Genomic DNA, 13,115 nt, shown 5'->3' with positions numbered 1-13,115 from the left:
AGGTGACTAAAACAATCAAGTTTCTGATTGTTCTTGTAACTGTCTCATGATCTGCCCGAAGAAATATATGTCGCATTCATCGCCCGCCAGGACGCTTCCCCAGATCGCTTTCGTGACCGATAGCGGTTTTCTAAAACCCACTTTGGTGGCCATGTGGGGCGTGCTGCGCCACTTATCGATGCCGGGAATAATTCATTTCTGGGGAGATGGGCTCAGCGAGCAGGATTGGGACGCGGTCAGGCGTGTGGCTGCGGTAAACCCAGCCGTCACGCTTAATTGCCTCGCTCTTTCTGCGGATGATCTGGATGGTGCAAAAGGACCAACTGCACATATTTCAGCCGCCACGATGGGGCGACTGCATATTCCGTCCCGTATTTCGGGTCGCGTTCTATATATCGACGGCGATACACAGGTGGTGGGTGATGTTGCTCCGCTTTTCTCGCTCAATCTCAATGGTTCCCCGATCGGTGCGGTGCGTGATTGTGTCGTGGCAAAATGGTCGGCGCGTAGTCTTAAAGTGCGCGATAAATGCATGCACCGTATAAGCGAGTTGCAGGGGCTGATGGAGCAAACCGATATATCGCGCTATTTTAATGCCGGTGTTCTGCTGCTTGATACCGATGCTATTCGCGCTGAGCCGGAACTGCACCAGGCCATGCACGATCTTGTCCGCGCATCCTCTTTTCCGCTGGGCGATCAGGACCATCTCAACAATGTGTTTCGTGGTCGTGTGCATCTTCTCAACCCGGCTTATAACTCTTCGTGGCGCGATGCTTCCCGACAGCGGCGGCACATTGCTCGACTTGGTGGCGATGTTGAGGAGAAAAACGCGGTTCCGGATATCATTGTTCATTTCCACGGCCCCGAAAAACCCTGGAAACGGCCACGCCGCGATCTTTGGAAAAGTCGCGCACGTGCCGTATGGCGTTATCGTCGTGAAATGCAGGAATATGCAAGCAAGTATCCAGATCTTGCGCCGTGAGGGCTCTTTTTGCCTGGAGCGCGTCCAGTTAAGCTGAATCGTTGGAACCGCGTCCCATTATTGCTTTGACGCATTATCCAACGCAAAACCGTTTCGTACTTTTGCTGGAAATGCTTCTATGCTGCCGTGCACAACGGTTGGATAAGCAAAGATGCATATCACTCGGCTCGATCATATACAGCTTGCAATGCCAAAGGGTCAGGAAGAAAAGGCCCGGGCGTTTTATGACGGGCTTTTGGGAATTCCGGAAGTGCCAAAGCCGCCAAATCTGGCAGTAAGAGGTGGCTGCTGGTTTGAGCGAGGTTCGTTGAAAATTCACCTCGGGATTGACCCGGAGTTTGTTTCTGCGCGCAAAGCGCACCCCGCGTTTATTGTCGAGGGATTGGCAGAACTGACCGAAACACTCACCGCAGCTGGCGTCTGCATTGTCGAAGATGAACCGCTGGTTGGTTATACAAGATGCTACATCTCCGATCCATTCGGTAACCGTATCGAATTGATGGAACAGATCGCGTCTTGACGGCTATAATCAATCGCTGCGGTTTATGGTTGATGGTTCGTTAACAGTATGCGGCTAGTTTTGGCCTTGTTTGTTCCTGATATAGCGCGCCATGAGTCCTTTTCGCCTTCTCAAAAAGCCTAAACTGTCCGCTGTGTTGCGGGCTGGCTTTGTTGCGACTGCTCTCATGGCCGGCATGCCGCAGGTTTTTGCGCAGGAAGCGCTTCAAGACCAACGTGAGAAGGCTGCAAGCGAATATGAGCAACTCAGCACCGAATTGTCCGTAACAGGTGATAAGCTCACACAGCTTGAAGACGAGGTGTCAAACCTCAAAAAGGATCAGGCAACCATCACGGCTGCACTCATCCAGTCAGCCAAGACGGACAAGAAATTACAACAGGATATTGCCGATAGTGCCGATAAGCTCGTGTCTTTGCGCGAGCAGGAAGATGGCATTCGCAATTCTCTGCGTGCGCGACGCAGCATTCTGGCTGAGGTGCTGGCAGCACTTCAGCGCATGGGTTTGAACCCGCCGCCGGCCATTCTTGTGCGTCCTGACGATGCTTTGGCGTCAGTGCGCAGTGCAGTGCTGCTTGGCGCGGTTGTGCCTGAAATGCGCGAGCAGGTGGAAGAGCTCACCAGCGATCTGCACGATATGCAGCGCGTCACCGCTTCGATCACGCAGGAGCAGGAAAAGCTCAAGGGAACGCGGACTGCGCAGGCTGAAGAGCAGAAGCGTCAATCACTTCTTCTTGAAGAAAAGAAGAAGTTGCAGGCACAATCGGAGCAGGAAATTGAGGCGCAACGCAAGCGTTCGGAAGAGTTGGCGGCCAAAGCGGGCAGCCTTAAGGAGCTGATCGACGGACTTGACCAGCAGATGGCTGGTGTTCGTGATGCGGCAGACGCTGCACGCAAGGCGGAGGCGGATCGCCTGGCAAAAGCGCAGGAAAAGGCCGGAGAAGCAACACCTGACGAGAACCGGCTGCACGCGCAGCTTGATTTTGCATTGCTGCGTGGAAAGCTGGCATTGCCAGCTGCAGGCAAGACAATCCGACATTTTGCTGAAAAAGACGGCGTTGGTGGCAACATGATGGGGCAGGTCGTCGAAACCTTGCCCGCCGCCACGATTACGTCACCTTCCGATGGCGTTGTGCTTTATGCAGGTACATTTAGATCTTATGGGCAGCTCTTGATCCTGGATGCTGGCGGTGGATATCATATCGTGATGGCTGGCATGGGTCGAATCGATGTGGCGCAAGGTCAGTTTGTGTTGGCGGGGGAGCCTGTCGGCGCAATGGGTGAAAAACTTCTCGCAAGTGTTGCACCGATAGAGGTGGGCAATGGCGCGCCATTGCTTTACATTGAGTTTCGAAAGGATGGAAAACCCGTTGATCCGGCCCCGTGGTGGTCTGAACGGCTTTCTGGAAGGACACAAAATGATACGTAAACTGTCGCTGCTGTTCGCCGGAGCCCTTTTGGGGGCGTCAGCCATGGTGATGGTTCAGGGCGCGCCTGCTTCCACTGCCTTTGCGGCAGCGGGGAAAGACAGCGATGTCTATAAGGACCTTGCACTCTTCGGTGATATTTTCGAGCGTGTGCGTCAGCAATACGTGACGCCGCCGGATGACAAGAAGCTGACGGAAAGCGCGATCAACGGCATGTTGACGTCGCTCGATCCGCATTCTTCCTATCTCAACCCGGAAGCCGCGCAGGACATGCGCGTGCAGACCAAGGGTGAGTTTGGTGGTCTTGGCATCGAAGTTACGATGGACAATGATCTTGTGAAGGTCATAGCGCCGATTGACGACACACCGGCCTCAAAAGCTGGCGTTCTTTCAGGCGATCTGATCAGCAAGATTGACGGTCAGGAAGTCCGCGGCCTGAGCCTCAGCGATGCCGTTGAGAAGATGCGCGGTGAAATCGGTTCGCCGATTGAGCTCACACTTATTCGTCAGGGTGCCGACAAGCCTATTACGCTCAAGATCGACCGTGCTGTGATCAAGGTCAAGGCGGTTCGTTCGCGGATTGAGAACGATGTTGGCTATCTGCGTGTGATTTCTTTCACTGAGCAGACTTCGGAAGATCTCAAGAAGGCGATCAAGGATATTCAGGAAAAGCTGCCGGGCGATAAGCTCAAGGGCTATGTGCTCGACCTCCGCCTTAATCCGGGTGGTCTTCTCGATCAGGCGGTTGCTGTTTCAGACACGTTCCTCGACAAGGGTGAAATTGTTTCGACCCGTGGTCGTGATCCGCAGGATGTGACCCGCTTTGATGCCCGCAAGGGTGACCTTGTCGATGGCAAGCCAGTGATCGTGCTGATCAATGGTGGTTCGGCCAGCGCGTCGGAAATTGTTGCGGGTGCTCTTCAGGATCATCGTCGTGCGACGGTGCTTGGCACGCAGTCGTTCGGCAAGGGGTCTGTCCAGACAATCATTCCGCTTGGTGAAAATGGCTCGCTGCGTCTGACGACAGCGCTCTATTACACGCCGTCGGGCAAGTCGATTCAGGGTAAGGGCATCACGCCGGACATCAAGGTTGAACAGCCATTACCGCCGGAACTGCGCGGCGAGGACGTTGTTCGCGGTGAGTCTGAGCTCAAGGGCCATATCAAGGGCAATGCCGAAGACGATCAGGGATCGGGTTCCGCAGCCTATGTTCCGCTGGAGCCAAAGGATGACGTTCAGCTCAATGAAGCCCTCAAGCTTCTGCGTGGTGAAGAGGCCAATGCTGCCTTCCCGCCAGACCCTAAAAAGGGTGTGCTGAACTGATCTGCCTTTGAAGGCGAATGAAACAACAAACGCGGGAGTTCAGGCTCCCGCGTTTTCTTTTGTCGCAGTTTAATAGCATTGAAACGCTATGAACTGCCGCATATCAATTGTTGCACATATCTGCGAATGCACGGAGAACACCATGTCGAAGCATAAAGGTCCTGTCGATCCTGAAAGCCTGCCTTATCGCCCTTGCGTTGGGTTGGTGGTGCTTAACAAGGAAGGGCTCGTCTGGGCCGGTCGGCGTATTGTTATTCCAGGCGACGAAATGGATGGGGCGACACAGCTTTGGCAGATGCCGCAGGGAGGGATCGATAAGGGCGAAGATCCGGCAGTTGCTTCTTTGCGCGAGCTTTATGAAGAAACCGGAATGAAGTCGGTTTCGCTGCTTGCGGAAGCCCCAAACTGGATCAATTACGATCTTCCCCCGCGTCTCGTTGGGCAGGCGCTCAAGGGTAAATATCGCGGCCAGACCCAAAAGTGGTTTGCCTATCGGTTTGAGGGCAATGAGAGCGAGATTGCCATCAACCCACCTCCCGGCGGCAATACGGCTGAATTCGAGGAATGGGCGTGGAAGCCGATGCAGGAACTGCCGGATTTGATCGTGCCGTTCAAGCGCAAGGTATATGAAGAGGTGGTTGCAGCTTTCCGGCATCTGGTGGGCTGATTCCGACACCTGCATCCGGGTATGACAGGCGCAGCCCGAACGCCAAATTCAATCCACCAGTGGCTTAATTCGCATAGGCTCTTGTCTGACAGGCCAACATATTGTCAACTCATCGCAGATGCGTCGCGGGATGCATTATGAGAGGGAGAATTGCTTATGGATGGTGGAAGTCTTCTCGTATTTCTGTTGGTCGGTCTGATCGCTGGCTGGCTTGCTGGCAAGGTGGTTCAGGGCGGTGGTTTCGGCCTGATCGGTAACATCATTGTCGGTGTGATCGGTGCTTTCTTCGCAGGTTGGCTGTTGCCACGATTGGGTTTTTCGGTTGGTGGCGGTATTATCGCTGCAATCGTCAATGCCTTTATCGGCGCTGCGATCCTTCTTGTTATTCTGCGCATCGTTAAACGGGTCTGACGACGCGTTCCAATCTTTAGTAAAGGCCCGGTTTTAAAAGCCGGGCTGCTCTTTTTTCAAAGTTCAATCCCATTTTTCAAAGTTCAATCCAATGACACCGAATTCGCGACTGTTTCTCGGTCTGGCTCTGACCGCGTCGGCAGGCTTCATTGATGGAATTGCTTTTCTCGAACTGGGCGGCTTTTTCGCCTCTTTCATGAGTGGCAATACAACACAGCTCGGGCTTGCTATTTCCGGACAACCCGATGCCATGGGACGGGTCGTTGTCTGGCTTCCTGCTGCTCTTATCGCTTTGTTTTTCACCGGTGCGTTTTTGGGTACACTTGCCGTTCGCGCTCATGGAAAGAACGGTAGCCTCGCAGTCATGGCCAGCGTGGCGACGATACTTCTTCTGGTCAGCATTTTGCGGCACGAGGGGCTCGATCTGATCCATCCGGTGCTGCTTCTGGCAGCTGCCATGGGTGCGCAGAATGCAGCCGTGCAGCCGATAGGCTCTGCGCGTCTCGGTGTGACTTACGTGACCGGAACCCTGTTTAACTCTGCTGCCGATCTTGCCGGTTCATTGCGCGGAGAAGCGCCACGATGGCGCTGGTTGCAACATTTCGCTGTTTGGCTGTCCTTGATGATTGGTGCCGTTCTGGGCGGCGTTGCGCATTATGTCATTGGTCTTGATGCTCTGTTTATTCCGGCGGCAATGATCATTGGGTTGATGGCAATTTACTGGCGGGCAAATTAACTAAAGAGCGATTTCTCGTTCTCCACCAGCTCGGAAATCAAAGCTGAAACGGCGGTAACACGACGCAGGGTGCGCGCGGATTCATGATAGGTCAGCCAATAGGCCCGACGGATGATACGATCGGGCAGTACAGGCACCAGATTGGGATCAGCACGTGCGATGAACGCGTGTAGAATGCCGATACCAGCACCCGCACGAACTGCTTCCACCTGTCCCAGCGCACTTGAAACCTCAAAAGCAGGCTTCCAGTCGCGGCTGATTTCCGGCGCATAGGCCAGAGACGGATTGATCACCAGATCTTCCACATAGCCGATTGTCCGATGATGGTTCAGATCTTCCACGCTTTCAGGCATACCATTCGCTTCGAGATATGAGCGATGAGCATAAAGGCCCAGCGTATAGTCGACCAGCCTGCGGGCGATCAGTCGCCCCTGTTCCGGACGCTCGACGGTGATGGCAATATCTGCTTCACGCCGTGACAGCGAGAAGGAGCGTGGCACCGGTACAAGTTGGATGGTGAGGTCGGGATATTGTTGTGTTAGCCGCGCAAGCCTTGGCGCCAAAAATGTGACGCCAAAGCCATCGGGCGCGCCAATCCGCACTGTACCCGATACCGCAATATCTGCATTGCCAACCTGGGAACGTGCGGAAAGCATTTCTGCTTCCATACGCTCGGCTGCAAGCAGGAATTCTTCGCCCGCCTGTGTGAGTGTCGAGCCGTTGGTACGACGTATGAGCAGTGTCGTTGAAAGGGCCGTCTCAAGTGCAGTCAGCCTGCGAGCAACTGTTGTATGGTTGAGGCCGAGCCTCTTCGCTGCGCCCAGAATCTGCCCAGAACGCGCCACAGCGAGAAATATGCGGATATCGTCCCAGTTCATGGCGTTCTTTGTATGAGCGTGATCATGCTCTATCGTACTATAGAAAATGCACAACGGATACGCTTTTCAGCGCCTTGCAATTGTGAATTTGCAGAGTCAGGATGACTGCCAAGATGGCAGGTTTTAAATCTGCCAGACGGAAACAGAATTCAGGGAGGTCTTTCAATGCGTACTGTAGGGCATTTTATCGGCGGCAAGCATGTAGCTGGCAACAGCGGTCGCACGTCGGATATTTTCCAGCCACTTGATGGCACGGTGCAGGGCACAGTCGCTCTCGCCACAAAAGACGAAGTTCGCGCGGCTGTGGAAAATGCCAAGGCTGCACAGCCAGCATGGGCAGCAACCAATCCGCAGCGCCGCGTTCGTATTCTGCGCAAGTTCCTTGAGCTGGTTGAAGCCGAATATGACAGCCTTGCTGAGTTGCTGGCACGTGAACACGGCAAGACCATTGCTGACGCCAAGGGCGATATTCAGCGCGGTCTTGAAGTGGTCGAGGTATGCCTCGGTTCGGCGCATATGCTGAAGGGCGAATTCACCGACAATGCAGGAACAGGTATCGACACTTATTCCATGCGCCAGCCGCTGGGTGTTGTGGCCGGTATTACGCCATTCAATTTCCCGGCGATGATTCCATTGTGGAAAGCCGGTCCTGCGATCGCCTGTGGCAACGCCTTTGTATTGAAGCCATCCGAGCGTGATCCGGGCGTGCCGATGCGTCTGGCCGAACTGTTCATGGAAGCCGGTCTTCCAGCAGGCATTTTCAACGTCATCAATGGTGACAAGGATGCCGTTGACGCGCTGCTCGATGATCCTGATGTACAGGCCATTGGCTTTGTCGGTTCCACGCCGATTGCGCAATATATTTACGGGCGCGGTTGCTCGAACGGTAAGCGTGTGCAGTGCTTTGGTGGTGCAAAGAACCACATGCTGATCATGCCGGATGCCGACATGGATCAGACCGTTGATGCGCTGATCGGCGCTGGTTACGGTTCGGCTGGTGAACGCTGCATGGCGATCTCGGTTGCAGTTCCTGTTGGTGAAGACACTGCAAACCGCCTGATGGAAAAGCTGATCCCTCGTGTGGAATCGCTGAAGATTGGTCCTTCGACCGATAATTCGGCCGATTACGGTCCGGTTGTCACCAAGGCAGCACTTGATCGCATTCGCGGTTATGTCGATCTCGGTGTCGAAGAAGGCGCAAATCTCGTCGTCGATGGCCGTAATTTCAAGATGCAGGGCTATGAAAACGGCTTCTACATGGGTGGTTGTCTGTTCGATAACGTTACGTCGGACATGCGCATCTATAAGGAAGAAATCTTCGGCCCGGTCCTCTGCGTTGTTCGCGCCAAGAACTACGAGGAAGCACTGGCTCTTCCAAATGAACATGAATACGGCAATGGCGTCGCCATCTTCACCCGCGACGGTGATGCAGCACGCGATTTCGCAAGCCGCGTTCAGGTTGGCATGGTCGGTATCAACGTGCCGATCCCGGTTCCGATTGCTTATTACACCTTTGGCGGCTGGAAAGCTTCGGGCTTCGGTGATCTCAACCAGCATGGCCCGGATGCATTCCGCTTCTATACCAAGACCAAGACTGTTACCTCGCGCTGGCCGTCTGGCGTCAAAGACGGAGCCGAATTCGTCATTCCAACGATGAAGTAGCGCCAGACGATTTTTACATTGCGCGTCCTCGCTTTGCTGCGGGCGCGCGGTGGTGTCAAAGACGGGGTGAATTTGTCATTCCAACGATGAAGTAATTCTGTACCATTCCTTGCAGAGTATCGACCCCGCCCATTGTGGCGGGGTTTTCTTTTCTAACGATGCAACCGGGAGGGAACGGAGTTTCTTTCCATTCGTTTAAAACAAGTACGAAGATTTCCGCATGGTCGTTTCACAGCCGAAGCGATTCACATAAGTTCGGATCAAGGGCGTCAGGCAGAACGCCTTATTGTTTAGCCAGAATTTGGATTAGCCAAAATTTGGATCAGCCAGAATATGCAGGAGTTCTCCATGGCCGCGAAAGTTAATCAACGTATCGTCCTTGCTGCACGTCCTGATGGACATCCGGCGGCTCAGAATTTCCGGCTTGAGGAGGTGGAAATCCCAAGCCCGGGCGAAGGTGAACTTCTTCTGAAACTGCATTATCTCTCGCTTGATCCTTATATGCGTGGGCGCATGAGCGCTGCGAAATCATACGCGGCTCCCGTCGAGATTGGTGCCGTCATGGATGGCGGAACCGTGGGAGAGGTGGTTGAGAGCCGCAGCGCTGGTTTTGCGCCGGGCGATCTGGTGCTTTCACATTCGGGCTGGCAGAGCTATGCGCTTGCAAAAGCCACCGACGTCCGCAAGCTCGATCCGAAGGCAGCACCTGTAACCACTGCGCTGGGCGTTCTCGGTATGCCCGGCTTTACTGCATATTCGGGCCTTCTCACGATCGGGCAGCCGAAAGAAGGCGAGACAGTCGTCGTTGCTGCGGCGACCGGTCCTGTGGGTTCCGCTGTGGGACAGATTGCAAAGCTGAAAGGCGCGCGCGCTATTGGCATCGCGGGTGGCGCAGATAAATGTCGTGCGCTGATTGATGAATTTGGCTTTGACGCCGCAATTGATCATCGTAGCGAAAACTTTGCAGAAGAGCTGGCCGCTGCCTGTCCGAAAGGCATTGATGTCTATTTCGAAAATGTAGGCGGCAAAGTTTTTGCGGCAGTTTTCCCGCTGCTCAATCAGTTTGCGCGTATGCCTGTCTGTGGTCTGATTGCCCAATATAACCAGAGTGGCGCATTCGATGGGCCAGATCGTCTGCCGGTTTTCATGCGGGATGTTTTGTCGAAAAGCCTCACCATTCGTGGCTTCATCCAGCGCGATTTTGTCGAGCAGCGCCCGGCCTTTTACCATGATATGGCGAAGTGGATTTCTGATGGGCATGTGCGCTATCGTGAGGACATTGTTGAAGGACTGGAAAATGCGCCGAAGGCCTTCTTCTCACTCCTTGAGGGTGGCAATTTCGGCAAATTGATTGTGAAAATTGCATGAGTGAACTTCGAAAAATGTGACGCTGTTTCCGGGCGAGTTAGGTCTGATCAAACATTCTGCTTGCAGAACGGCGCTGTGGGCGTGATGCTGTGGTTCTTCTCTGGGGCGCGAGTCTTTTCTTGAGGGCAAACAGATCATGGGTGAACGCCAGCAGGCGGGTATAGGCGAGGGCGGCGGTCCGGGGCGTGAGCGTCAGGATGAGGCGCAGCGTATTCTTGATCGGCTGGAGCGTGAACAGATCGGTGCAGAAGGCATTGTGCGGCGCGGGCTTTCCCGCACCGCCGATCACCTGTCGGCCAGCGATGCACCGGAGAATGATCCCATAGAGCTTTGGGCCACGCGCGTTGGGCGCGGAATAGGCTTCATCATCACGCTGGCGATTATCGTCTGGCTCCTTTTCTATCTCATGCAAAGCTAGGTTCAACATGACGCTTTCTGCGCCGTCGGATGCGACAACCGTTATTGTCATTTCAAGTCATGTCGTGCGTGGTTCAGTGGGCAACCGTGCTGCGGTTTTCGCATTGGAAACACTGGGGTTTCCTGTATGGGCCGTGCCGACTGTGGTGTTGCCCTGGCATCCGGGTCACGGTCCTGCCGGACGTATCGTGCCTCCGCCGCAGGAATTTGCGACATTGATGCAGGATCTGGAACGTGCGCCATGGCTTGGTGAAGTAGGGGCGATCCTGACCGGTTATCTCGGTCATCCCGAACAGACGGAAGCTGTAGCAGGGCTTATCAAAGCGGTGAAAGCGCGCAATCCAAATGCGCTTTATCTGTGCGACCCGGTGATCGGCGATCAGAAGGGGCTTTATGTTCCGGAGGCAACAGCCGTTGGTATCCGTGACAAGCTTTTGCCACTTGCCGATATCGCCACACCCAACCGGTTTGAATTGTCCTGGCTGACGGGCGTCCCGCTGGAAGACAACAAGGCGTTGATGGAAGCAGCACTTGATGCGGGTCCTGCAACAATGCTGGTGACATCTGCTTTCCCGCTTATGACTGGCAGTATTGGTAATATTCTGCTGACGCCCACAATCGCACTGATGGCGGAACATCGCTGTGTCGAAGGCCCGACCAACGGTCTTGGTGATCTGACGTCAGCAGTGTTTCTGGCGCGTAAGCTTTCCGGCTTTTCCGACGAGAAGATGTTGCAAAGCACGACAGCAGCAGTGTTTGAGATCATGGCGCGCTCTGCCAAGCGCGGTGCTGATGAACTGATGCTGGAAGCAGATGCTTCCAGTCTCGCGACACCGATGGCAATGGTACAGACGCGGCGACTGGTGCATCCGACCAAGGGATTACGGGCGTAAGATCTGTTTAAACCGTTGTCGTTGAAACCATTCTGATTATTTGCTTTGTGCCTTCTCCGACGTAAAGCCGCTATACAGTTTTGTCGGAAGTTCGAAACGTCTTCCCGTAATATGCCGGGGCGGTTTATTGTGGCAGCGAGAGATCGCAAATGCTTGAACTTGAACGCCAACGTTTTTGATTGCTCTCGGTTTTCGATAGGGATATTGGAAAGTCATGGCTGATCTACCAGATTCATTACTCGCCGGTTATCGTACCTTCATGAGTGAGCACTTCGCGCAGGAAACTGCGCGTTATCGGGAGCTCGCAGAAAAAGGCCAGTCACCTCAGACTTTGGTCATTGCATGTTGCGATTCGCGAGCCGCACCTGAAACGATTTTCAATACGGCACCGGGCGAAATCTTTGTCCTGCGCAATGTTGCAAACCTTATTCCGCCTTATGAGCCGGACGGTGAATTCCATGCAGCGTCGGCTGCACTCGAATTTGCAGTACAGAGCCTCAAGGTCAAGAATATCGTGGTCATGGGTCACGGTCGCTGTGGTGGGATCAAGGCCGCACTCGATACGGAAAGCGCGCCCCTTTCTCCCGGCGATTTTATTGGCAAGTGGATGAGCCTGATCGGGCCGGCGGCAGAAACGATCAGCGGCAATCAGCTGATGACCCCGACAGAGCGTCAAACGGCACTTGAGCGTATTTCGATCCGTTATTCGCTCAACAATCTGCGCACTTTTCCTTGCGTCGACATTCTGGAGAAGAAGGGCAGACTCACCCTGCATGGCGCATGGTTCGATATCTCGACCGGCGAGCTTTGGGTGATGGATCATCAAACCGGCGACTTCACGCGCCCGGATGCCGGGCTGCTGCTGCCTGCCTCGGATACTTCTGAGTAATACAAAAAAAGCCCGGTTTCCCGGGCTTTTATTTTGATCTGTTCGACGGGATTAATTTCCGTCGATTGCCTTGCCCATTTCGGCAATGGCGCGCTGGTAAACACTTGCAGCATTCCAGCCCTGAATTGCACCATAGTTGGGCTCGCCCTGCTGGTAGCCCGCGCCGCGCTTCCAGCCGTGGCCGACAAGGAAGTTCGCAGTCGAATAAAGTGCATCTGCCTTGGAGCGGGCCATGTCGATATGACCGCTGCCATCACCATCCACTCCGTACTTCAGTACGTTGACAGGCAGGAACTGTGTCTGGCCGATTTCGCCATGCATGGCACCGACAGCATTTGGATCAAGATCCTGATTGTCGATCAGCTTGAGCGCTGCATAAAGCTGCTGCGTGAAATAATCGCTGCGACGGCAATCATAGGCCAGCGTTGCAACGGCTGAAAGCGTGTGCTGCTTGCCGAGATAAGCGCCGAAGCCGGTTTCCATACCCCAGATTGCAATTAGCGGACCGGCAGGAACGCCATAACGCTTTTCGATTGCATTAAAGAGCGCTGCGTTCTGCTTTTTCATAGAACGACCGCGCTGGATGATCGTATTGGCACCGCGCTTCTGCATGAACTGTTCGAAGGAAAGCTTGAAGCTCTTCTGATTGCGATCAGCGTTGATCGTGGCCTGCGCATATTTTGTATTGGTCAATGCACCGATTGCACGCTGTCCAATACCACGTCCCTGCGCGTCCTTGATCGTCTGCTGGAGCCAGGCACTATAGCCAGCGCCGTTGTTTCCGCACTGGGCTGCCTCGGCTATGCCTGATCCGGCCATCATGCCCACTGCAAGAACTGCTGCTGCCGTCCAAGACCGGCCCTTGGCAAACAATGCCATTCGTTTCTCCTTCGGAGTTGATTCTACCTCGGCGCGAATTTGCCATTCTTTGCGTCAAATGTCATG

14 protein-coding genes are annotated in these 13,115 nt (G+C 54.3%); 12 read left to right on the top strand and 2 right to left on the bottom strand.

The genetic code is table 11. The features are described from left to right. The first annotated feature begins 67 nt into the window (after nucleotides 1-67). The 7 genes from CEV32_RS16990 (at nucleotide 68) to CEV32_RS16960 (ending at nucleotide 6,063) form a co-directional block, all read left to right on the top strand. Nucleotides 68-982: a glycosyltransferase family 8 protein gene (locus CEV32_RS16990; protein WP_094578293.1), complete on the top strand. Its 915-nt coding sequence runs from the start codon at nucleotides 68-70 to the stop codon at nucleotides 980-982. Nucleotides 983-1,133: 151 nt separating this feature from the next. Then, complete coding sequence (locus tag CEV32_RS16985) at nucleotides 1,134-1,502, top strand: VOC family protein (RefSeq protein WP_094578292.1); 369 nt, start codon at nucleotides 1,134-1,136, stop codon at nucleotides 1,500-1,502. Between the two features lie 91 nt (nucleotides 1,503-1,593). Continuing rightward, nucleotides 1,594-2,928, top strand: coding sequence for a murein hydrolase activator EnvC family protein (locus CEV32_RS16980; protein WP_094578291.1), 1,335 nt, complete (start codon nucleotides 1,594-1,596; stop codon nucleotides 2,926-2,928). After that, nucleotides 2,918-4,249, top strand: coding sequence for a S41 family peptidase (locus tag CEV32_RS16975; protein WP_094578290.1), 1,332 nt, complete (start codon nucleotides 2,918-2,920; stop codon nucleotides 4,247-4,249). The genes CEV32_RS16980 and CEV32_RS16975 overlap by 11 nt, the downstream gene beginning before the upstream one ends. Nucleotides 4,250-4,391: 142 nt before the next feature. Beyond that, on the top strand, nucleotides 4,392-4,916 hold the full coding sequence (locus CEV32_RS16970; RefSeq protein ID WP_094578289.1) for an RNA pyrophosphohydrolase: 525 nt from the start codon (nucleotides 4,392-4,394) through the stop codon (nucleotides 4,914-4,916). Between the two features lie 156 nt (nucleotides 4,917-5,072). Continuing rightward, nucleotides 5,073-5,327, top strand: coding sequence for a GlsB/YeaQ/YmgE family stress response membrane protein (locus CEV32_RS16965; protein ID WP_094578288.1), 255 nt, complete (start codon nucleotides 5,073-5,075; stop codon nucleotides 5,325-5,327). A gap of 91 nt (nucleotides 5,328-5,418) precedes the next feature. Further along, a complete protein-coding gene (locus CEV32_RS16960; RefSeq protein WP_094578287.1) occupies nucleotides 5,419-6,063 on the top strand; it encodes a YoaK family protein in 645 nt (214 codons plus the stop codon). On the opposite strand, the gene CEV32_RS16955 is transcribed toward CEV32_RS16960, so the two are convergent. Beyond that, nucleotides 6,060-6,941 (bottom strand): LysR family transcriptional regulator, encoded by an 882-nt coding sequence (locus CEV32_RS16955; RefSeq protein WP_094578286.1) that lies wholly within the window; start codon nucleotides 6,939-6,941, stop codon nucleotides 6,060-6,062. The genes CEV32_RS16960 and CEV32_RS16955 overlap by 4 nt on opposite strands. Nucleotides 6,942-7,106: 165 nt before the next feature. Between CEV32_RS16955 and CEV32_RS16950 the strand changes: the two genes are divergently transcribed. From CEV32_RS16950 to CEV32_RS16930, 5 genes are all read left to right on the top strand, one after another. Then, nucleotides 7,107-8,603, top strand: coding sequence for a CoA-acylating methylmalonate-semialdehyde dehydrogenase (locus CEV32_RS16950; protein WP_094578285.1), 1,497 nt, complete (start codon nucleotides 7,107-7,109; stop codon nucleotides 8,601-8,603). A gap of 348 nt (nucleotides 8,604-8,951) precedes the next feature. Continuing rightward, nucleotides 8,952-9,971 (top strand): NADP-dependent oxidoreductase, encoded by a 1,020-nt coding sequence (locus CEV32_RS16945; RefSeq protein WP_094578284.1) that lies wholly within the window; start codon nucleotides 8,952-8,954, stop codon nucleotides 9,969-9,971. 136 nt (nucleotides 9,972-10,107) lie between these two features. Beyond that, on the top strand, nucleotides 10,108-10,389 hold the full coding sequence (locus tag CEV32_RS16940) for a hypothetical protein (RefSeq protein WP_094578283.1): 282 nt from the start codon (nucleotides 10,108-10,110) through the stop codon (nucleotides 10,387-10,389). A gap of 7 nt (nucleotides 10,390-10,396) precedes the next feature. Beyond that, nucleotides 10,397-11,281, top strand: coding sequence for a pyridoxal kinase PdxY (gene pdxY, locus CEV32_RS16935; RefSeq protein ID WP_094578282.1), 885 nt, complete (start codon nucleotides 10,397-10,399; stop codon nucleotides 11,279-11,281). A gap of 214 nt (nucleotides 11,282-11,495) precedes the next feature. Then, complete coding sequence (locus tag CEV32_RS16930) at nucleotides 11,496-12,170, top strand: carbonic anhydrase (RefSeq protein WP_094578281.1); 675 nt, start codon at nucleotides 11,496-11,498, stop codon at nucleotides 12,168-12,170. A gap of 51 nt (nucleotides 12,171-12,221) precedes the next feature. Here the strand turns inward: CEV32_RS16930 and CEV32_RS16925 are convergent, their stop codons facing one another. After that, nucleotides 12,222-13,049 carry a lytic murein transglycosylase gene (locus CEV32_RS16925; RefSeq protein ID WP_094578280.1) on the bottom strand — a complete coding sequence of 276 codons (828 nt, stop codon included), beginning with the start codon at nucleotides 13,047-13,049 and terminating at the stop codon, nucleotides 12,222-12,224. Nucleotides 13,050-13,115 lie beyond the last annotated feature (66 nt).

The sequence above is a fragment of the Brucella rhizosphaerae genome (genome assembly GCF_002252475.1).
GTDB lineage: Bacteria > Pseudomonadota > Alphaproteobacteria > Rhizobiales > Rhizobiaceae > Brucella > Brucella rhizosphaerae.
Note: the sequence above shows the minus strand (reverse complement) of the source record. Positions and strands in the feature narration are given on the sequence as shown.